This window comes from Aquimarina sp. RZ0, assembly GCF_008370685.1.
Lineage (GTDB): Bacteria > Bacteroidota > Bacteroidia > Flavobacteriales > Flavobacteriaceae > Aquimarina.
In genome coordinates this window covers 234,441-254,211 of the sequence record NZ_VTZU01000001.1, presented here as the reverse complement: position 1 = coordinate 254,211, position 19,771 = coordinate 234,441, and the positions used below count along the sequence as shown (strand labels likewise).

The 19,771-nt window shown below is 31.8% G+C and carries 19 protein-coding genes; 14 read left to right on the top strand and 5 right to left on the bottom strand.

Features of this window, described 5'->3' with window-relative positions; genetic code table 11:
* The first annotated feature begins 284 nt into the window (after positions 1–284).
* The 5 genes from dnaN (at position 285) to F0000_RS00865 (ending at position 5,344) form a co-directional block, all read left to right on the top strand.
* Positions 285–1,403, top strand: coding sequence for a DNA polymerase III subunit beta (gene dnaN, locus F0000_RS00885; RefSeq protein WP_149622806.1), 1,119 nt, complete (start codon positions 285–287; stop codon positions 1,401–1,403).
* Between the two features lie 195 nt (positions 1,404–1,598).
* The gene (locus F0000_RS00880) at positions 1,599–2,210 is read left to right on the top strand and encodes a hypothetical protein (RefSeq protein ID WP_149622805.1); all 612 of its coding nucleotides are present in this window, start codon (positions 1,599–1,601) and stop codon (positions 2,208–2,210) included.
* A 508-nt stretch (positions 2,211–2,718) separates the two neighbouring features.
* Positions 2,719–3,951, top strand: coding sequence for a glycoside hydrolase family 18 protein (locus tag F0000_RS00875; protein WP_149622804.1), 1,233 nt, complete (start codon positions 2,719–2,721; stop codon positions 3,949–3,951).
* Between the two features lie 234 nt (positions 3,952–4,185).
* Entirely contained in the window at positions 4,186–4,572 is a 387-nt protein-coding gene (locus F0000_RS00870) for a heme-binding protein (RefSeq protein WP_255452583.1), read from the top strand.
* 124 nt (positions 4,573–4,696) lie between these two features.
* Positions 4,697–5,344: a spermidine synthase gene (locus tag F0000_RS00865; protein ID WP_149622802.1), complete on the top strand. Its 648-nt coding sequence runs from the start codon at positions 4,697–4,699 to the stop codon at positions 5,342–5,344.
* Between the two features lie 368 nt (positions 5,345–5,712).
* Here F0000_RS00865 and tnpA read toward each other — a convergent pair whose 3' ends face one another.
* The 5 genes from tnpA to F0000_RS00840 all read right to left on the bottom strand — a co-directional run bounded on the left by tnpA (position 5,713) and on the right by F0000_RS00840 (position 12,144).
* Positions 5,713–6,171 (bottom strand): IS200/IS605 family transposase, encoded by a 459-nt coding sequence (gene tnpA / locus F0000_RS00860; protein ID WP_149622801.1) that lies wholly within the window; start codon positions 6,169–6,171, stop codon positions 5,713–5,715.
* A 368-nt stretch (positions 6,172–6,539) separates the two neighbouring features.
* Positions 6,540–8,612, bottom strand: a complete 2,073-nt coding sequence (locus tag F0000_RS00855; protein ID WP_149622800.1) for a M13 family metallopeptidase — start codon at positions 8,610–8,612, stop codon at positions 6,540–6,542.
* A gap of 242 nt (positions 8,613–8,854) precedes the next feature.
* Positions 8,855–9,310 (bottom strand): RES family NAD+ phosphorylase, encoded by a 456-nt coding sequence (locus tag F0000_RS00850; RefSeq protein WP_149622799.1) that lies wholly within the window; start codon positions 9,308–9,310, stop codon positions 8,855–8,857.
* Entirely contained in the window at positions 9,310–9,762 is a 453-nt protein-coding gene (locus F0000_RS00845; protein ID WP_149622798.1) for an antitoxin Xre/MbcA/ParS toxin-binding domain-containing protein, read from the bottom strand. Before F0000_RS00845 ends, F0000_RS00850 begins: the two co-directional genes overlap by 1 nt.
* Positions 9,763–9,816: 54 nt before the next feature.
* Positions 9,817–12,144, bottom strand: a complete 2,328-nt coding sequence (locus tag F0000_RS00840; RefSeq protein WP_149622797.1) for a patatin-like phospholipase family protein — start codon at positions 12,142–12,144, stop codon at positions 9,817–9,819.
* A gap of 355 nt (positions 12,145–12,499) precedes the next feature.
* Between F0000_RS00840 and F0000_RS00835 the strand changes: the two genes are divergently transcribed.
* The 9 genes from F0000_RS00835 (at position 12,500) to F0000_RS00795 (ending at position 19,554) form a co-directional block, all read left to right on the top strand.
* Complete coding sequence (locus F0000_RS00835; RefSeq protein ID WP_149622796.1) at positions 12,500–13,033, top strand: hypothetical protein; 534 nt, start codon at positions 12,500–12,502, stop codon at positions 13,031–13,033.
* A 149-nt stretch (positions 13,034–13,182) separates the two neighbouring features.
* Positions 13,183–14,364, top strand: coding sequence for a gephyrin-like molybdotransferase Glp (gene glp / locus F0000_RS00830; RefSeq protein WP_149622795.1), 1,182 nt, complete (start codon positions 13,183–13,185; stop codon positions 14,362–14,364).
* 142 nt (positions 14,365–14,506) lie between these two features.
* Entirely contained in the window at positions 14,507–14,839 is a 333-nt protein-coding gene (locus F0000_RS00825) for a winged helix-turn-helix domain-containing protein (RefSeq protein WP_149622794.1), read from the top strand.
* A complete protein-coding gene (locus tag F0000_RS00820) occupies positions 14,836–15,399 on the top strand; it encodes a molybdenum cofactor guanylyltransferase (RefSeq protein WP_149622793.1) in 564 nt (187 codons plus the stop codon). The genes F0000_RS00825 and F0000_RS00820 overlap by 4 nt, the downstream gene beginning before the upstream one ends.
* Positions 15,396–15,635, top strand: coding sequence for a MoaD/ThiS family protein (locus tag F0000_RS00815; protein ID WP_149622792.1), 240 nt, complete (start codon positions 15,396–15,398; stop codon positions 15,633–15,635). The genes F0000_RS00820 and F0000_RS00815 overlap by 4 nt, the downstream gene beginning before the upstream one ends.
* A gap of 13 nt (positions 15,636–15,648) precedes the next feature.
* Positions 15,649–16,086, top strand: coding sequence for a molybdenum cofactor biosynthesis protein MoaE (locus tag F0000_RS00810; protein ID WP_149622791.1), 438 nt, complete (start codon positions 15,649–15,651; stop codon positions 16,084–16,086).
* Positions 16,087–16,089: 3 nt separating this feature from the next.
* Positions 16,090–17,010 (top strand): bifunctional molybdenum cofactor biosynthesis protein MoaC/MoaB, encoded by a 921-nt coding sequence (gene moaCB / locus F0000_RS00805; RefSeq protein ID WP_149622790.1) that lies wholly within the window; start codon positions 16,090–16,092, stop codon positions 17,008–17,010.
* A gap of 15 nt (positions 17,011–17,025) precedes the next feature.
* Entirely contained in the window at positions 17,026–18,027 is a 1,002-nt protein-coding gene (gene moaA / locus F0000_RS00800; protein ID WP_149622789.1) for a GTP 3',8-cyclase MoaA, read from the top strand.
* A 126-nt stretch (positions 18,028–18,153) separates the two neighbouring features.
* The gene (locus tag F0000_RS00795) at positions 18,154–19,554 is read left to right on the top strand and encodes an ATP-binding protein (protein ID WP_149622788.1); all 1,401 of its coding nucleotides are present in this window, start codon (positions 18,154–18,156) and stop codon (positions 19,552–19,554) included.
* Positions 19,555–19,771 lie beyond the last annotated feature (217 nt).

Sequence of the window (19,771 nt, the reverse complement as noted above, 5' to 3'; positions counted from 1 at the left end):
AAAAAAAAAAAAAAACGCATAGTACAACAGCGGATTAAATCAAATTGCGCCTTTGGCTTAAATGATTTAATCCTATAATGTTGTCTTTTTTACTTTTTATCAGAAATATCATACAATGAGCCCAATAAGCTTTTCTTGCAAAAACATCGTCAATAACTATTACAGCTTTGTTAATAACTATAGTTTTTGGCATACCAAAATCCTTGCAGATTACAATTATATTTGCGTAGTTATAATTTTATAGCAACTGTTTTATTACAGTCTAATCAAAAAAAATTAAACGGGTGAAATTCATAGTATCCAGTTCATACTTACTAAAACAACTTCAAGTATTAGGTGGAGTTATTAATAGTAGCAACACTTTACCGATTCTAGATAACTTTTTATTCGAATTAGATAATAACGCCTTAATGGTCTCTGCATCAGATTTAGAAACTACTATTTCTGCAAAACTGGATGTAGAGTCATCTGATGAAGGAATCATTGCAATACCGGCAAAGTTATTGTTAGAAACATTAAAAACTTTTCCTGAACAACCCCTAACTTTTGTTGTAGGGAATAATAATACCATTGAAATCAGTTCTAACCATGGTAAATATGCACTAGCATATGCCGATGGAGAAGAATTTCCGAAAGCGGTAGAATTAGAAGATCCAAGTGCAACCTCTTTGTTAGGAGATATTCTGGCTACTGCTATAAGTAAGACGATTTTTGCAACAGGTAATGATGATTTACGCCCCGTGATGAGTGGTGTGTTTTTTCAATTTTCTACAGAAAGTCTTACCTTTGTAGCGACAGATGCACATAAGTTAGTTAAATATTCTCGGGAGGACGTAAAAGCTTCTCAAGCAGCAGAATTTATAATGCCAAAAAAACCATTAAATCTTTTAAAAGGTATTCTCGCTGGTAGTGATTCTGAAGTATTGATCGAGTACAATGAATCGAATGCTAAATTTACTTTTGATGAAACGCAATTGATCTGTAGGCTAATTGATGGAAAATATCCTAATTATGAAGCAGTAATCCCCAAAGAAAATCCTAATAAGCTAACGATTCCTCGCTCACAATTTTTAAACTCTGTACGTAGAGTTTCTATTTTCTCCAATAAAACTACGCATCAGATACGTCTAAAAATAGCTGGAGCAGAACTAAATGTATCCGCAGAAGATATTGACTATTCTAACAAAGCTGAAGAACGACTTACTTGTGATTATCAGGGAGATGACATGCAAATTGGTTTTAACTCTCGTTTTTTAAGCGAAATGCTAAATAATCTTAATGCAGATGATGTACAGGTAGAAATGTCTTTACCCAATCGCGCTGGGATACTCACACCCATAGATGGATTAGATGAAGGAGAAAGTGTGACGATGCTTGTTATGCCAGTAATGCTTAATAGCTAATAAATAACAAATCAAAATATAAAAATCCGATCGCAGCACTGTGATTGGATTTTTTTTGATTTATAAAAAATATTTTTATAAGAAATACAAATCCGACAACTACAACAGAATCATATCTCTGTGTAAACATTCCTTTTTCTTTTCGACTTAAAAAATAAGGAAATATAACACCTATCTAATGTCGTTTTTAAACATATGAAAAGTACTCCACTTCATTTGTATCAAGGAAAAAAGATACAAGGCCAATTTATTTCAAGAAAACTTAACTTATTATTAATGTTTCAGGTTAATTGTCCCGGTTGCTTCTTATACGCATTGCCAACCTTTAATCAATTATACAAAAAGTACAAAGATGACATTGGCATTATAGCACTCTCAACAGCTTTTGAAGATTTTGAATTGAATACATCCCAAAACACTACGGGTTTAGTAGAAAAAGGAACATTGGTGGGGCACACGAAAAAAGCACTTCAGGAATATGGATATGAAACACTTCAAATTCAACCCGAATTTCCTATTATTATGGATAAAAAAATGGAAGTTTCTCAATTAGAAGAAGTAACTGCTAATATTTGCAGTCTATACTCTAATTTTCTAACCTATAGCATCGATAAACAAGAACTCATACGTCTACAAGTTAGTAATTACCTAAAAAAGCTACCAGAAATATCCTTAACATTTACTAGTAATCAATTTAAAGGTACTCCTACATTTGCCCTGTTTAATGATAAAAGTGAATTGCTACATTCCTGGTTTGGTCACATCAAAAAAAATGAAATAGTTGATAAAATCAAGCATTTTTTATAACCGTAGATACATATAACCTGTTGTACATTTAGAAATAATTATATTAAAAAAGAGTCAATTCGAGACAGCCAATAAAAATTTTATCCAATGTATCAACTGACGAGTTAAAGAATACGTCAATAGTAATGTTTTGTCTAATTGAAATGAAGACAAAATGTATCAAGAACAGCTTTTTTTGGATTAAAATTCTATTCTCGATACACTTCTCCTAAAGTCGAAGCACTCGAACTAACGAATCTTATCTCCAAAATGCCTAACGAATACATATAATAAGTTTTAAAAAGTAATTCTGATTAGAGTACATTATTCAGCATTATTCAAAGTAAGCGAATTAAAAAAAGTATAAATCACTTCCATATATGCATTGAAAATATTTCTATACAAAACAATAACTTTGAATAGGGAATTTTTAAATCGGAAATGGTATCATATTTTGCATATCTTAGATATTGATAATTTAAAAACCTTAAATAAACACTATATAGTTGTTTGTTTCATATCTACTTTTATGAAAAATAAAATACTTTTACTACTCCCTCTTATCCTGATTAGCTGTGCTACGGATCAGAAAAATAAAAAAATCGTAATCACTCCCGATACTACAGATATAACAAAATCATACGGCACTTCAGATTTTAGAAAAAATATAAAATCTAGTGATATAAATCTCAAAACAGAAGCACAATGGGATAGCGTTAATGAATTAAAAAAACATTATAAGCACGAGTCCGGGTATCGTCGTCATAAAGATTATAAAACTTTCGGATGGCATATGTATTCAGAAGGATCTGCTTACAAAAATTACGACTTTTCTCTATTGTGGGGTATTTCATATTTCTCATATACTATAAATCCCAGAACGGGAAGCTATCACGAAATACATCAGTGGAAAACCACAAACCTTGTAGACAGTGCCAAAGCAAATAATTGTAAAGTATTTTTGTCTGTAACTAATTTTGGAGCCAAAAATAATGCTACTTTTTTAGCAAACCCAAAAGCTCAGGAAACTCTTATTGATAGTGTAAGCGCGCTGCTAAAATTGAGAGATGCTGATGGTGTAAATATAGATTTTGAAGGAGTTTCCAAAAAGAATAAACAAGAATTCAGTAACTTTCTTGTAAATCTATCTACGAAGTTGCGCAATGATAATAGTAAATATCAAATCTCTCTGGCATTATATGCTGTGGATGGAAATAGAATTTTTGATATTAAAACAATTGATCCCTATATTAATTTTTATACTATGATGGGATATGATTATTATGGAAGTTTTAGTCATCATGCAGGTCCCATAGCTCCTTTAAAAAGCAGCACTACCTGGGGTAAAAACAGTTTAGAGCATTCTGTTAATTACTACATAGAACAGGGAGTCCAACCCAGCAAACTAATTGTAGGCCTCCCCTATTATGGTGGAGAATGGCAAACAAATACAGAATCAATTCCAGGTAAAGTGATCAAATTTACGAATCACTATACCTACGATCAGATAAAGAAAAAGATCAATTCATTACGACTAACACCTACATACGATGCTAACAGTGCTACGGCTTATGTAGTATACAAAGACACACAGGGAAAAGATAAACAAATCTGGTTTGATGACAGCTTGTCGCTTTCTTCTAAATATGATTGGATGAAAAGTAAAAATATAGCAGGAATTGGAATATGGGCATTAGGATACGATCGGGAAAACAAAGAACTCTGGGAATTACTAGCGGATAAATTTGGACAAGAAAAATGATGCTGTACAACCCCCAATTTATGACTGGTATTCATTAAAATATTATACAAACACAGGATTCTGGAACGACTTAGAGCAACATACCACATTGCTGAGCAATCATTTGATGTTACGCCTTAAAATTTTATGTATACTTTATGAAATAATTCACCTTGTGAATATTAATTATTCGTGATATTGTCGTTTGTTATTTGAATTGGTTTACACTTTTTTACCCTAAAAATAGATTACACATTGAATATCAATTTAGAACAATCAAAAAAGATTATAATGGCTGTCAAAAAAAAGTCAATTGATGTAAATACTAAAAGGAATATATCTATTGTTAATTCTGTGGCAAACCTAGTTGCATTTGTACCTATGGACGGAGCTTGGTTAGGATCGCTGGATATTTCTCTTAAAAAAGTAAAAACAGCGCAATCTTATAGTATGAATACTGGTTGCAATAGGAGAACTATCCCTATCAGGAAGTCCAATATTCACTATAGAACATTCATTACTTTTCCTAGAGATGTTTCTATTAAAAATGAAAAAGATGAAATTATTGGAGCAATTGGAGTAAGCAGCAGTACAGTAGAAAATAACCCTGCTATTGCAGAAACTGCAGCTATAGCATTATAATACTTTTTATAAAAACAATAAACCGTGAATTCTTAGAAATTAGCATTCATAATTTGCGGCTTTTTCTGTATGCTTATTTTTTATATAGGTATATATTAAATAAGAACAAAGCTAATCATAAAGCATGAAACAACTGCTGAGCTACCTATGGCCTGTAACTAAAAAAACAAAATCAAGAATTAATGGTTCTCTTGAAATTACATGGATAAATGGAAAAAAAGTATTAGATACTAAAAATGCAAACTATTCCTATGGCACACTACAAAAGATACTTAGTTATAGTTTATCAAAAATTAATATTTCTTCATCTTCAGAAATTTTACTTTTAGGGCTAGGCGGCGGTAGTGTTATACAATCTCTTAGAGAAGACTTTAAACATATTGGAAAGATTACAGCAATTGAGATTGACCCTGTAATTATTAACATTGCAGCACAAGAATTCAATATCATCCCAAATCATAGTCTTGAAATTATATGTGATGACGCTTTGACTTATGTGGATACTTGTAAAAATACCTATGAACTTATAATTATCGATATTTTTATAGATAATACAGTACCTCAAGCTTTTTATGAAATAGCGCTTTGGGAAAAATTAATTTCTCTTCTAAAACCACAAGGTTATATACTTTTTAATGCTGGAATTTACCTTAAAGAAAAAGATAAATTAAATGACTTAAAATCAACTTTTGCTTCTCAGCTTGTATTTACTTCCTACGAAAATATTCTAGGAACCAATACAATACTTATAGGGGAAAAAAGTCTAAAATAATGACTAAACTCATATAGGTAGTTTAATAGTATAAAATGCTTTTTTCTTTTTTATGACATGTTGTTTTGTAAAGTGAACTTATCTGAACAGCGATTTTAAAACAAAGAAAATGTAGTATAATCAAAACAGTCAGCTTTTATTCTGAATGATTAGATGAAAAGATATTGTTTCACACAGTAAGCTCAAGTTGAAAAATGGTAGTATATTCTTTTTGAAAAACTAGAGCCATAAAATGAACGCATCTTGAGCAGTGGTTTTCAACCGAAAAGTTTCGCTTTTGTGCTATAATGAAATAGTTTTTTTTCAGCGCAGCCATAACTACGGTTAAAAAAAACAGTAAATAATCCTCGGGGCAAGCCCACGAGGCATTAAAATAATTTTAGCTGATTATCTTTTTTCAAAACCTTATACTCTTCTTCAATCCCTTGATTTTTGACATATTTTGCTATCATTTGTTCTGTGCCATGTTGACCAACTGTATTAACAAAATACCCCTTGCCCCAAAATTCGCCTCCCCATAATTGTTTTTTCACCTCCGGGCAACGTCGAAAAACTTCCCCTGCTATCAAACTTTTTACCGTGGTAACAATTTTTGTAACGCTATATGACGGAACACTCTGAATCAAAAAATGAACATGATTCTTATCTGTACCTATTTCCAAAAAATGAATCTCATATCTATCACTTATAGCTTTACAAACTTCGACTAAAACCTTATCTACTGAATCAGTCAATACTACTCTTCTATAATTAGCACTACTCAACAAATGATACAGCAAAACTGTAACATTATGACTCTTATGGATATATTTACTATTTTGTGACATCGAGTCACAAAATAGTAATAATACGATTTATAACTAAAAATTTCGCATATTCATCGTTTCTTTTTCCTTTCTACTTCGTTTAAAAAATAAACCGTAGCTATAGCTATGCTTGATTTTTTTGCCTTGCATAAAGAAAAAATAATTCAATGAATTTATACGAATTTTTTAATCACAAATCGTATAATTAACGAGGCAAGCCTCGAGGTATTAAACCTGAAAGCGAATAAAATTAGCGTGCAACAGTAAATTTTATAGGCCAAAGCATTTCTCTCTAGATGAGTTCAATAAAGAAAGCCTGTAAAAACGAATTTTACAGGCTTTATATGTGTCAAATTTACGAAACTATTTCTAAGAAATAGTATTAAGTATTACCAGATACTTACTCGTTTCTCTGGAACCAAATACATTTTATCTCCTTCTTTTATATCAAAAGCATCATAAAATGCCTGTACATTAAGTAAAGGTTGTATTGCTCTTGTTTTTCCCGGAGAATGTGGATCGGTTTTGATCTGGGTTCTTAATGCATCCTCCCTCACCTTGGTTCTCCATACAGTAGCCCAGGACATAAAAAATCGTTGCTCTGCCGTAAAACCATCTATATCGTCTGGTCTCCCTTTTTCTGCCAAATGCATCTGTAACCCATCATAGGCACCTAAAACCCCACCTAAATCTCCAATATTTTCTCCTAGTGTAAACTTCCCGTTGATGTATACACTATCCAATACTTCTATATTGTCATATTGCTCCGCCAGCGCACTTCCTCGTTCTGTAAAAGCTTTGAGATCCTCTTCTGTCCACCAATTTTTTAAATTTCCATCTGCATCAAACCGAGCTCCGGAATCATCAAAAGCGTGCGAAATCTCGTGACCTATTACAGCACCAATACCTCCATAATTAACAGCTTCATCCGCAGTATAATTATAAAAAGGCGGTTGTAATATAGCTGCCGGAAAAACAATTTCATTATTACGCGGGTTAAAATAAGCATTAACTGTTTGTGGTGACATTCCCCATTTACTTTTATCCACGGGTTCTCCTATTTCTTCATAATTCTTTTCTCTGGCCCATTTACCTACCGCTGTCATATTCTCAAAATAAGATCTATCAGCAGACACCTCCATCTTAGAGTAATCTTCCCACTTGTCTGGGTACCCTATTTTGATAGTAAACTTCTCTAACTTTTCTATAGCTTTTTTCTTTGTCTCATTTCCCATCCAATCCAACTTCTCAATACGTGCTTTATAAGCTTCAATAACATTAGAAATCATTTTCTCTGCCTTGGTTTTAGCTTCTGGTGGAAATTTTTCATCTACATATAATTGCCCCAAAGCTTCTCCTACTGTATTATTAACTACTGCCAATGCTCTCTCATCTGCCGGGCGTTGTACTTTTTGGCCTCTTAGATATTTGCTATAAAAATCCCAATTAGCCTTTTCTATATCAGTAGTCAATTGTCCTGTAACGTTATTAAAAGTAGTCCATCTGACTAATGTTTTTAAATCTTCAATAGGTGTCTTTTTTAAAAAACCATCTAATGATTTTGTATAACGTAAATGTGCTACTATAATGGTATCAAATTTTTTAGTAATTCCCAATTCGCTAATCATCTTAGTAAGATCAATAGAAGATAAAATTTTGTCAGTTTCTTCTAATGTTCTGGGGTTATTATAATTTCTAGCATCTCTACTTTCTACTTTATCCAATCTAGGTGTAGCCAATTTTGTTTCCATCGTTAGGATCTTATTTGCTGCAACCTTAGCATCAGCTGCAGAGTCTCCTAGTATTTGCAACATTCTCGCAATGTGTTCTACATATTTTTCTCTGATTTCTTTGGATTTTTCATCTTGATCCAGATAATAATCTCTATCAGGCAAACCTAAACCACTCTGACCTAAATACACTGCATTCATGGCACTGTTATTCAGATCTGCTTGCACCCCAATACCTATAAAAGGAGAAGAAACTGCAGCGTTTTTAGCAAGTACTGTTTGTAAATCTTCTAGATTTTTTATGGTTGCAATATCATTTAATGCTGGCTGCAATGGTGTGATACCTGCTTTATTTCTAGCAACTGTATCCAGCTTAGAATCAAAAATAGCTAGTGCCTTTGCTTGATCTGTTTCTGTAGTATATTTTTTGCTTTGCTTTGCTTTTGCCAGAATCCCCAGTACATCTTGATCTGTAGATTTACGTAATACCCCAAAACCGCCCCAACTTGTTCGGTCATCCGGAATTTCTGTATTCTTCATCCAGTTACCATTAACATAGTTATAAAAATCTTCTTTCGGGTTAACTTCCTTATCCATATTTTCTAAAACAATACCCGGAATTTTTTCTACCTCAGCGATAGCATCGGACTCCTGTTCTTTTTCTTTTTTTGCCTCATTCTTACAACTGACGAAAGTAATTACGAATGCAACAAAAAAATACAATTTTTTCATTTTCGTACTCATTTTTTTATTAAATTAAAATTAGTCTACCATAATATGACGTAAAAACTGAAGATTTATTACGTATATTAAACCTTGCAAGTTATGCAAAATGTAAAAATGTAAGAAATTCTTTATTAATATTTAACGTAAGCAGGAGTAAAATTAAAATTAACTCATTGAATAAAAGCAAAAAACATATGTACACAAGTGATTAATTAACAAAAAATTACGAATAGTTAGTGATTATAACGTCATTTTAGTAATCTGGTATCAAAACTAAATGGTCCTATCTCTATTAGTTTTACCAAATCAAAATCAGGATGTAACGGATTGATAAGAAGGTTTTGCTCTTTAGGCACAATAATACTGGGTACTTTTAAGCCTACAGATATATTTTCTGAAATCCAGTTCATCGCAAAATGTTGAATACCTGTTGATGGTGGAATTTTATCCCAATCTCGTGGAAGTTCTTTTATATCAATAGAAGAAACTAATTCATCTGGTATTTCTATAGTAGCCACAGACATATCATCTGGAAAGTAAGCTACTGGTAAATGAGCTAGTACTTCTAATACAGAAAGTGCCGCAGAGGTACTGGTATATAGTACGGCAACACCTTTTGGATTCCATCGACCTCCAACAGTTTTTGCCCCTATTCCGGTAAGATCTTTAATATATTTTTGTTTGGCTATTCTGTATACCAACATTATGCAAAAATTCCATGCTCTATACGGACTAATTCTTCATTTAATAACTGAAATCCAAACGTCGTATCTAAAAGTTCTTTTGGTTTTTTTGTAGCTAATGCAATATTAGGGTGCTCCATCCATCGTTTGAAACGATCTAAATCTCCAAAAACATTTTCTCCTTTTGCATAAAGCTTAGCTAATTGTAAGGCTTTGGCACTAGCTTCTGTGCTTAGCTTTCTATTAGATTCATAGCGCTGAATTGTACGTTCTGACAAATGCAATACATGAGCTAATTCACTAATATCAAAATCAATAGTTTTGGCAAGATGCAGTAACGAATTTTTATCTATACCATTCCTTGATAATTCAATAAAATCATAAACATTACGTAATGGTATATTTATATTAAGATAACGCAATAAACCTTTATTTTCAAGGCCTTCGAAATCTAATGGCGATACTGCTCCCATAATTGAGGTTATTTTTTGGTTTTGACAAAAATACAAAAAAAAAGGACAACTGTCTTAATTAATTTCTAAAATTGTATCTAATTGTTTACTTATTTCCTGTAGTCTGGCTTCCATAGAACGAATTGCAATTGTAGACAAATATCGGCCTAATGGCAATACTGGTTTTATTTCGAGTTGTTGCTTGTTTGCATTTTTTGATAGTAACTTTGCTGAAGATGGTATTATTTTGGTTTGTTTTAATTCAATCACATAATCATCACCTAATATTTCCATAATTTCCTGAGTATGCCCGGATCTTGTATTTTTTAATGTTGCTAATGGAGCTAATAACTGGTTTTCGGTTTTTGCTCTTTTATTAATTTTCTCGTTAGTTATAATAAGGTGTTTGATTTTTATTTTTTCTTTTAGAAAAGGAAAATGATCATTCATCACTCGCATAAAAACTTCTTCAACACCTTTAGAAACCCTACCTCCCAAATTATCATAATATCCTGCATCTGCATATTGATCTGCTACATATGCAGCCGATTTTTTAGTATTCTTAACTTCTCCCACAGGTGTAATAAAAGGAAAGCTGGCATTAATACGCATTGCTGTAGAAAGTGAAATAGACTTATTAGGGTGACTTGATTGTAAATTATCTAAAAAATCATCAATCCCCGTAAACGCTCTAATATTAGTGTATGTAACCGGACTTATCATATTATAGCTTCCGGTTTGGGTATGTGTTGTATTTATAAATAATAAAGGAGGTATCTGTAAAGTATCAATAAACTTATTTTTATGATAAACATGATCATAAAAAGATAAAAAATCTTTCTCCAAAGGTATTTGCACATCCGAATTGTGAAAATATTCTCTATTTGCTTTATTCCATTGTTCTTCTAATAATTGACCTCTATTTTTAAAAGTAAACAAACCTGTGACCTCTTTAAACAAATCTCTCCCCAATAATGACAATAATGCTACTGATAAAAAATTCTTCTTATAAATAGCACTTGCTTTATATTTTATATCTGGATGTTCCCCTTTTTTATGAATCTTAAAATTTGGTTTTACGGCATTCAAATTTGCATTTTGCGCTTCTGCAAAAAACATAGTATTTCCCACTCCTCCTCCCGAAGCACCTGTTAACGAAAGTAAATTCTCCTTAAAATAAGCACCTTCAGACTTTTCATATAAATAGCTATGTACTAAAAAAGACCATAATCCTGCTCGAGAACCTCCTCCTTCTGCCGAAACTAATATAACAGGAAAAACACCACGATGATTCTTGATATTATCCTCTCTGCTTTTTATCCAATGATACATATATTGATCCATAGGAGATCGCTCTACCTCACTTGTTTTGAAATTAAGATGGTAATGATCTAATGTATCTGAGAAAAATCTGGCAGAAAAAACAGCTAGTATAAAAACAATAGTAAATAAGGGTAACTTTATTTTTTTACCTACCAAAATCAAAATAAAAATGATCATAAAAAGACTCAGTAATGAAAATACCAAAATAGATAATGGATTTATATTACTTGCCAGATCCGGATAAAAATTGAAAACCAGAAACGCTATTAAAATTAAAAAACCAGCTGTCAGAATTGTTCCATAAAATAATTTCTTAGGAAATTCTTTCAAAAAATGGTAACTATTAAACGATAAAGTAGCAAACAACAATGCTAACGCACTATTAGCAAGAAACAACTTACCTAAATCCTTTTCTGCCTGTGTATTAAGAGTCCCTAATGACAAAATAAGCAGCACCAGTCCTATGGATAACATTATAAGAACAATTCTCTTTTTAGGAGTCCTGTTAAAAATATCTTTAAAAAAAATAAACAACTTAGGTTCTGATAATAACAGTAATAAAAAGATAATTAGAATTAACGTATTCACTGGATTTAACAGTCTGGTGTAAACATTTTCTAAGCCAAACATTTCCATAGCATTAAGAATACTTAATGCCGAAATTGTCAATAATAAAATAGCAAGTATTCTGGGAACAATTTTTCGCATATGAACCTTGACCATATATGCATAATTGACAGAAGTATTCTTTTGTTGAAACCTATAATGTTGATTAGGAATAAAACCTATAAGATTTTTAAGAGATATGTCCTTATAATTATGATAATAAAAATATTTAGGAACATTCCAGATCAAAAATGCCGAAACTGCTAGAAATCCAAAATATAAAGGCACTTCTAATAAAAAAGCATCTGCTTGATTAAGAATCAACAATAAGTCTGTAGTTTGAGGAAAATGCCAAAGCGCCAAATATAATGCAAGAATAAAAAATAAGCTAATAAGATTATTAATCAACTCTCTAAGCAAAGCCTTGAACCAAATGCTGAATTTCTGAAAAAATAATAATAGTTGGCGCATCATTAATTATCAAATTTAGAACTAAATAATTTTAAACTACTATTTAAATTCTAAAATAAAAACTAAAAATTCAGAGGATTAGTATATTCCCTTATAAGTGTGAAAATTACACTTATTTTTTTTGTAAAAAATATAAATTTTAACATTTGTTGAGAATCCAGTATCCATTGGGCATAAAGAGATATTTTCTAAAAAAAGTAGTAAATAAGCAGGTAAATAAAATTTGAAAACTACGGTTTTGACATAAAAAACACGTATCTTGTCGTTGATTAAGCGTTTTTAAACGATAAAAAACCAACAAAAGTAGGTTTTAACCTACTAAATTTAAAATACAATTTAATCTTAAAAGCTGAACTTTATGAAAATATTTTTACCTTTATTAACATTATTTTTTACCAGCGCAACATTTGCTAATGTAAAAATAGACATTTCTTATAAGTTAATGTCAGTAACAGAAAATACCATAATTAATGGTTTAGATGAAAACACAGAAGAAGGTGTAATTTTTATTACAGAAAGTTTACATCTTGAAAATGGAGCTCGAATTAAAATTAGAAATGCTTGTTTAATTATCCTTGGGGATATTTCAGGAACAGGTATACTTGATGTAGACGAAACTGCAACAGTAACCTTAGAAGGTGACAGAAAAGGTAAAATAACATTTATTGATCGGTTTTTAGCTGATTCAACGTGTCAACAAAATACAGGGCTTCAAACATTTGAAGACATAAAAGAAGTGCCAGAAGGTATAAAATACAATCTTTATACCCTCACAGGAAGATTATTAGAACATGGTCTGATTGATGAATTCATTCATAATTATGTAGACCCTAAGACATATTTTATAAAAATAGAAGGATATAAACTAAGAAAAATAGTTTTTAAAGGTTAACTCAATCATAAAAAAGTAAGGTTTTATATGGTTACACGGCAAGTAAAATTGCCGTGTTTTTTTATGCATACTCTAAATAAAATTTCAATTATTTTGAAATTCTAGGTTTCTTTTCTTCAAAACAATATTTTTGGAGAAAAATAATACGTATGATTTCTGTTCCCGAAGCGTTGTTCATAATTTCTTCAATACATTATGCACCGGTTTCTAAAAATGTTTTTCTAAAAAATGCTAAAAAACTAACCCTCAGTAAAGATATCGCATCTCCTATGCATATGCCCCCTTTTCGTCAATCAGCAATGGATGGATATGCACTACTGATGCATCCGGAAAACACTAATGTTTATCAAATTATTGGAGAAGTTAAAGCTGGAGATACTGCCAATTATAGGTTAAAACCTGGGCAAGGGGTCAGAATTTTTACGGGAGCCAGAGTTCCTGATGATGCAGACACTATCGTTATACAAGAACACGTATCCAGATCAGATGATACAATAATTATAAACAAAGAAATACATAAAAATCAAAATATAAGACCTGTAGGTGAACAAATCAAAAAAGGAGATTGTGCACTTGTAAAAGGAACTACATTAACTCCTGCTGCCATAGGATTTCTGGCAGGCTTAGGTATTAACAAAGTTGATGTCTATGTACCGCCTAAGGTTGCTATTATCACTACAGGTAATGAACTGGTTGCTCCCGGAGAAGCACTTTATGATGGTAAAATATATGAAAGTAATTCTATTCAATTAGAAGCTGTTTTAGAACAATTGTCTATTAAAAATATCACCAAATATAAAGTTCAGGATGAATATCAAAAAACCAAAAAAACGATACAAGAAGCGATACAAAGTAATGATTTGGTACTAATTAGTGGTGGGATATCCGTTGGTGATTATGATTTTGTAAAACAAGCACTGCAAGAATTAAATACAGAAGAATTATTTTATAAAATAAAGCAAAAACCGGGTAAACCATTGTTTTTTGGAAAAAATGGTTCGTCACTAATTTTTGCACTTCCAGGGAATCCAGCCTCTTCACTGACATGTTTCTATATTTATGTGCTACCGGTCATAGAAAAAATGCTGGGTACATTCAATACCGGATTGACAAGGACTATGAAAATTATTACTACTGATTTTATTAAAAAAGGAGATCGAGCACAGTTTTTAAAAGCAAAAGTGCATAATGAGCAGGTCGAAATTCTTGAAGGGCAAAGTTCTGCAATGCTCTATACCTATGCAATTGCAAACGCCCTGGTTTATATACCCGAAGCGATCAACAAAGTTTCAAAAGGAAATGAAGTTGAGACAATCTTACTTCCTTCATAGCTTGAATGATTTTATAATAAATCAACTTTCTTTTTTCGGTATACCCGATATGTCTCTCATTTTTTAAAAAAATCATAAAAATTTTGAAAAATATATGCTATTATTATTTTTCGTTATATCTTTCAGGAAATAACGAAACATCATGTATACCATAAAAAGCAGAATTTGGATAGAAGGTGAAGAAGGCGTATTTCTGGGGGAAGGAAGAATCAAAATTCTGAAAACCATTATCGATGAAGGTTCGCTTTCTAAAGCGGCCAAAACACTAGGGATGTCGTATAAAAAAGCTTGGAATTTGGTGAATTCTATTAATAAAAATGCTGCCAGTCCTATTGTTATTACTAATACTGGCGGAAGTGGTGGTGGTGGAACTTTTATTACCGAGTATGGTTTAGAAATGATTCATTCTTTTGAAAAAATAAATAAAAATTGTTGGGATTTTTTAGATAAACAACTTAAAGAATACCAGCTATGAATTCAAAAGACCACAGTATTACTGCCATTATACTTGCTGGAGGAAAAAGCAGCAGAATGGGACAGGAAAAAGGACTAATGAAACTTGATGGTGATCCATTTATAAGTCATATTATAAATGAAGTAAAAACTTTGACAAATAAAATTTTAATTATCACTAATCATACTGGATATCATCAGTTTGGTTACCCCTGTATTGTCGATTCTATAACTGATTGTGGACCTATCGGAGGAATTTACACAGCTTTATCACACACTAAAACAGAAAATAATTTAATTCTGAGTTGTGATATTCCTTTTATTAAAAAATATTCATTAGAAAAATTAATGAAGCATTTTAAACCAAAAAAAGATATTATTCATTATGAGAACAATCCCTTAATAGGGATCTACAAAAAATCACTTTCCAGTCTGTTTCTGGATTGTATACAGAAGAAACAATTAAAATTACAAAAGTTACTTTCTTCCTTACAGGTTCAAACTATAATAATAGAAGAAGATAAATCATTTCACCTTAAAAATATAAATACTCCTCAACAATATAAAGAAGCAATTGCATGAAATTAAAGATTTTATATTTTGGTATGATTTCAGAAATAACTGATTGTAACGAGGAACTTATTGCGGTCCCTGATCAATGCAAAGTAGCTCAATTAGAAATTTTCTTAAAAGATACATACATAAACTTACAAGGTCTGTCATTTAATATAGTCGTTGATAAACAAATCTCAACATCCGATATGTTATTGACATCTGCGAATGAAATAGCACTACTCCCTCCTTTTTCTGGAGGTTAAAAATGAAAAAAAAATGAACAAAAGAAAAACAGTATTTGTAGAAGGTTCGATCAGTCCTGCTTTTATTGCTAATTCGATAGAAAAGCACCAAACAAAGACAAGTATCGGTGCACACGATATATTTTTAGGACAGGTTAGAGCTGATCAAATACATGGTAAAATTGTACAGGCAATTGAGTATTCTGCATATACCGAAATGGCAGAAAATAAATTCCATGAGATCAGAGAAACTACTTTCCAAAAATTTGATCTTACCTGTATGCATATTTACCACAGTATGGGGATAGTAAAAGCTGGCGAAATCTGCTTATTTGTCTTTGTATCTTCTCCACATAGAAAAGAAGCTTTTAAAGCTTTGGAATTTCTTGTAGAAGAAATAAAAAAAGAAGTTCCCATATTTGGAAAAGAGATTTTTGAAGATGAAACACATGTCTGGAAAGTAAATAGTTAAAATATGGTAGACATCACTCACAAAAATAATACGCTGCGTACCGCAGTAGCACAAGCAATTGTAAAAGTAGGCGCTGTAGAAACTATTGAAGCTATTATTTCAAAAAACATCCCAAAAGGTGATGTCTTTGAAATGGCAAAGACTGCTGGACTATTTGCTGTAAAAAGAACCAGTGATATGATACCGGATTGTCATCCGTTACCTGTTGAGTTTACCAGTGTTAATTATAAAATAAATACGCTGGAAATAGTTATTGAAATGACAGTAAAAACGATTTATAAAACAGGTGTAGAGGTAGAAGCTATGCACGGTGCTTCTGTAGTGGCACTCACAATGTATGATATGCTAAAACCTATTGATAAGAATGTAGAAATTCAGACAATCAAACTTCTTCATAAACACGGTGGTAAATCGACATTTACGGATCGTGGAATATCGTACAAAGCCGGAGTTGTTGTCTGCTCTGATTCTATTTCTGCAGGTCATAAAAAAGATAAAGCAGGAAAAGCCATTATATCAAAACTCGAAGAATGCGGCGTAGTCGTAGATACCTATATCATCATTCCTGATGAAATTGATCAAATACAGGAACAGGTAAAGAAAATGCATCAGGCTGATATGGATCTAATCCTCTTTACAGGAGGAACGGGACTATCGCCTCGCGATGTTACCCCCGAAGCTATAATTCCGTTGATAGATCGCAGAATCCCTGGAATAGAAGAAGCTATAAGGAATTATGGACAAAACAGAATGCCCTATGCCATGCTCTCCAGAAGTGTAGCTGGTGTTATAGGAGAATCGATAGTACTTGCCCTGCCAGGGTCAACTAATGGAGCCAAAGAATCCATGGAGGCTATTTTTCCTTCGATATTGCATACATTCAGGATTTTGAAAGGTGCTAAACACGATACTAATCAAACATAAATTATTATTCTGAATATGGAGAAGGACACTACACTAACAGATACTTTTGGACGTACACATACCTATCTGAGAATTTCATTAACAGAAAAATGTAATCTTAGATGTACGTATTGTATGCCAGCAGATGGGATTATGTTAACGCCAAGAGAGCATCTTATGACAACGGATGAAATCTATACTATTGCCCAGCAATTCGTGGCATTGGGTGTTACCAAAATACGATTAACTGGTGGGGAACCTATGGTTAGAAAAGATTTCCCTCTTATCCTAAAAAAACTGTCAAGCTTAGCGGTAGAGATCGGGATAACCACCAATGGTATTTTAGCAGATCGATTTCTCCCAATTCTTAAAGAAGCCAATGTAAAAACCATTACCATAAGCATCGATTCCCTATATCGAGACAAGTTCAAAAAAATTACCCGGCGTGATGAATTTGAGAAAGTATGGAATACCATTCAGCTTTTTCAAAAAGAAGGCTTTAGCGTAAAATTAAATATTGTTTTGATAAAAGGTTTTAATGATACAGAAATCATAGACTTTATTAAGCTAACCAAAAATCAAAATATCACAATCCGCTTTATTGAATTCATGCCTTTTGATGGCAATGAGTGGAATATGGACAAATTAGTAACCTATCAAGACATTCTGGATAAAGTAAATTATGTATTTCCTCTTCAACTCAAGCGTCTTAATGATGCACCAAATGATACTTCCAGAAATTATAAAATAAATGGATATTTGGGGAGTTTTGCTATCATTAGTTCTGTGACGAATCCATTTTGTGATACCTGTAACAGAATAAGGCTTACGGCAGATGGTAAGTTAAAAAACTGTTTGTTTTCCGAAGAAGAATTTTCTTTATTAAAACCATTAAGAGCCAATCAATCAATACTCCCCACAATTAAAAAGGCCTTGCATCATAAATTCGCAACCCGGGGAGGTATGGATACTCCTGATAAAATACAAAACCCCAATTTACATACTAAAAATCGTAGTATGATTGCTATTGGAGGGTAGTTTGTTGCAAACTATAAGTTCCTGTTTCTAAAAAAAGCTTATATTTAAGCAAATATCTTTATAAGACCCCAAGCATATCTTATCAGATAATTAACTAAGATAACAATCTCATTCAAACTGCTGTCTATGAATAGAAACTCATGGATCAAATCTGAAGCATCCAAATATACCCTGTACGGTGTATTATTTGGGTTTATATTTCCGATAGTTGCAACCAGTATTGACATCCTTAATCTTAAACTTGAATTCTCTATAAGATCTATTATGTTTGTACAAAAAAAACATCCGATACACTACATAATTGATACAGCACCTTTATTTCTTGGATTATTTGCTATGTATGGTGGTCGCAACCTGGATAAACTCAAGGAAAAAAATAAACAAATCATGCTAGCTTCAAAATTTAAACAAGATTTTCTGGCTAATATGAGTCATGAAATCAGAACACCGATGGTTGGGGTAATTGGAATGATTGATTTGCTTTTTAAAAATACAGATTTAAATGAGTTACAAAAAGAATACGTAAGTACAATTCATCAATCATCGATGAATTTGTTAGATATCCTAAACCAAATACTTGATCTTTCTAAAATAGAAGCTGGCAAATTCAGCTTATACCCAAAAACAATACGGTTAAAAAAATTAGTGAATCAAAGTGTGGATTTGTTTCTTGCAAATAGCAAAGCAAAAGAAATCAATTTACTCTCAGAATTTTCAGATAACGTACCAGAATATGTTTTTGCAGATTATAACAGGCTTATACAGATCATATCCAACCTTATTGGCAATGCAATTAAATTCACCAATAAAGGAACTATCAATATAAAAACATCGCTTGTTTCTCAAAAAAATAATGATGTTGTTATAAAAATAGAAGTTATTGATTCTGGTATTGGTATTACCAAAAAAGATCAGGAAGCCTTATTTAATCGTTTCAGTCAGATATATCATGACACTTCAATTGTGGGAGAAGGCAGCGGTTTAGGACTTACTATTTGCAAAAAGCTGGTAGATCTTATGGATGGTAAATTAGGGGTGGAAAGTGAGATTGGAAAAGGAAGTAATTTTTGGTTTACTTTTAAGACACACATACCAAGTACTCCCATAATTCTCGAAAAAACTTTTGACAAAACCATTGACCAAAAATTCAATCTTCATGTTTTATTGGTAGAAGATTCTGAAACAAATATTCTCGTTTCTAAACAAATCCTTAGTTATCTGGGCTGCACCACTGAGGTGGCAAAAACTGGTATGGAGGCATTAGAAATATATGAAGATAATGTATACGACCTGATCTTAATGGATATTAACCTTCCAGAATTAGATGGAGTAGAAACTAGCAAACATATCCGTAAAGAATATAAAAAAGTCCCTCCGATTATTGCCATTACCTCTAATGCATTACCAGGAGATGCAGAAAGATTTATTGCCAAAGGTTTAGATGATTATATTACGAAACCGTTTACAACAGAAATCTTAAATATAAAACTTAAGAATTGGTTTGGAGATCATACTAGATATCATTAAAAATATAGTGTACTGAAAATGAAATTATTTTAATTTCACGAGTAAGTATAGCCTTACGTATCGATTTTGCAAACTACTTTTCTCGCAATAAAAACACATAATTAACATGATAATGAGAAAAAAACAGAATAGTTGACTTTTAATTATTGAATTAATAACATTTTTTGTCATAATACTCAAAAAACAAAAGTATCCTGAATATTTTAACTTTTTTACA

What these genes read in the sequence shown, in the direction of transcription:
- F0000_RS00880 (WP_149622805.1), top strand. Translation starts at nt 1,599, where the DNA reads ATGAAAAGTACTCCACTTCATTTGTATCAAGGAAAAAAGATACAAGGC.
- F0000_RS00875 (WP_149622804.1), top strand. Translation starts at nt 2,719, where the DNA reads ATGAAAAATAAAATACTTTTACTACTCCCTCTTATCCTGATTAGCTGT.
- F0000_RS00865 (WP_149622802.1), top strand. Translation starts at nt 4,697, where the DNA reads ATGAAACAACTGCTGAGCTACCTATGGCCTGTAACTAAAAAAACAAAA.
- tnpA (WP_149622801.1), bottom strand. Translation starts at nt 6,171, where the DNA reads ATGTCACAAAATAGTAAATATATCCATAAGAGTCATAATGTTACAGTT.
- F0000_RS00855 (WP_149622800.1), bottom strand. Translation starts at nt 8,612, where the DNA reads ATGAAAAAATTGTATTTTTTTGTTGCATTCGTAATTACTTTCGTCAGT.
- F0000_RS00850 (WP_149622799.1), bottom strand. Translation starts at nt 9,310, where the DNA reads ATGTTGGTATACAGAATAGCCAAACAAAAATATATTAAAGATCTTACC.
- F0000_RS00845 (WP_149622798.1), bottom strand. Translation starts at nt 9,762, where the DNA reads ATGGGAGCAGTATCGCCATTAGATTTCGAAGGCCTTGAAAATAAAGGT.
- F0000_RS00840 (WP_149622797.1), bottom strand. Translation starts at nt 12,144, where the DNA reads ATGATGCGCCAACTATTATTATTTTTTCAGAAATTCAGCATTTGGTTC.
- F0000_RS00835 (WP_149622796.1), top strand. Translation starts at nt 12,500, where the DNA reads ATGAAAATATTTTTACCTTTATTAACATTATTTTTTACCAGCGCAACA.
- glp (WP_149622795.1), top strand. Translation starts at nt 13,183, where the DNA reads ATGATTTCTGTTCCCGAAGCGTTGTTCATAATTTCTTCAATACATTAT.
- F0000_RS00825 (WP_149622794.1), top strand. Translation starts at nt 14,507, where the DNA reads ATGTATACCATAAAAAGCAGAATTTGGATAGAAGGTGAAGAAGGCGTA.
- F0000_RS00820 (WP_149622793.1), top strand. Translation starts at nt 14,836, where the DNA reads ATGAATTCAAAAGACCACAGTATTACTGCCATTATACTTGCTGGAGGA.
- F0000_RS00815 (WP_149622792.1), top strand. Translation starts at nt 15,396, where the DNA reads ATGAAATTAAAGATTTTATATTTTGGTATGATTTCAGAAATAACTGAT.
- F0000_RS00810 (WP_149622791.1), top strand. Translation starts at nt 15,649, where the DNA reads ATGAACAAAAGAAAAACAGTATTTGTAGAAGGTTCGATCAGTCCTGCT.
- moaCB (WP_149622790.1), top strand. Translation starts at nt 16,090, where the DNA reads ATGGTAGACATCACTCACAAAAATAATACGCTGCGTACCGCAGTAGCA.
- moaA (WP_149622789.1), top strand. Translation starts at nt 17,026, where the DNA reads ATGGAGAAGGACACTACACTAACAGATACTTTTGGACGTACACATACC.
- F0000_RS00795 (WP_149622788.1), top strand. Translation starts at nt 18,154, where the DNA reads ATGAATAGAAACTCATGGATCAAATCTGAAGCATCCAAATATACCCTG.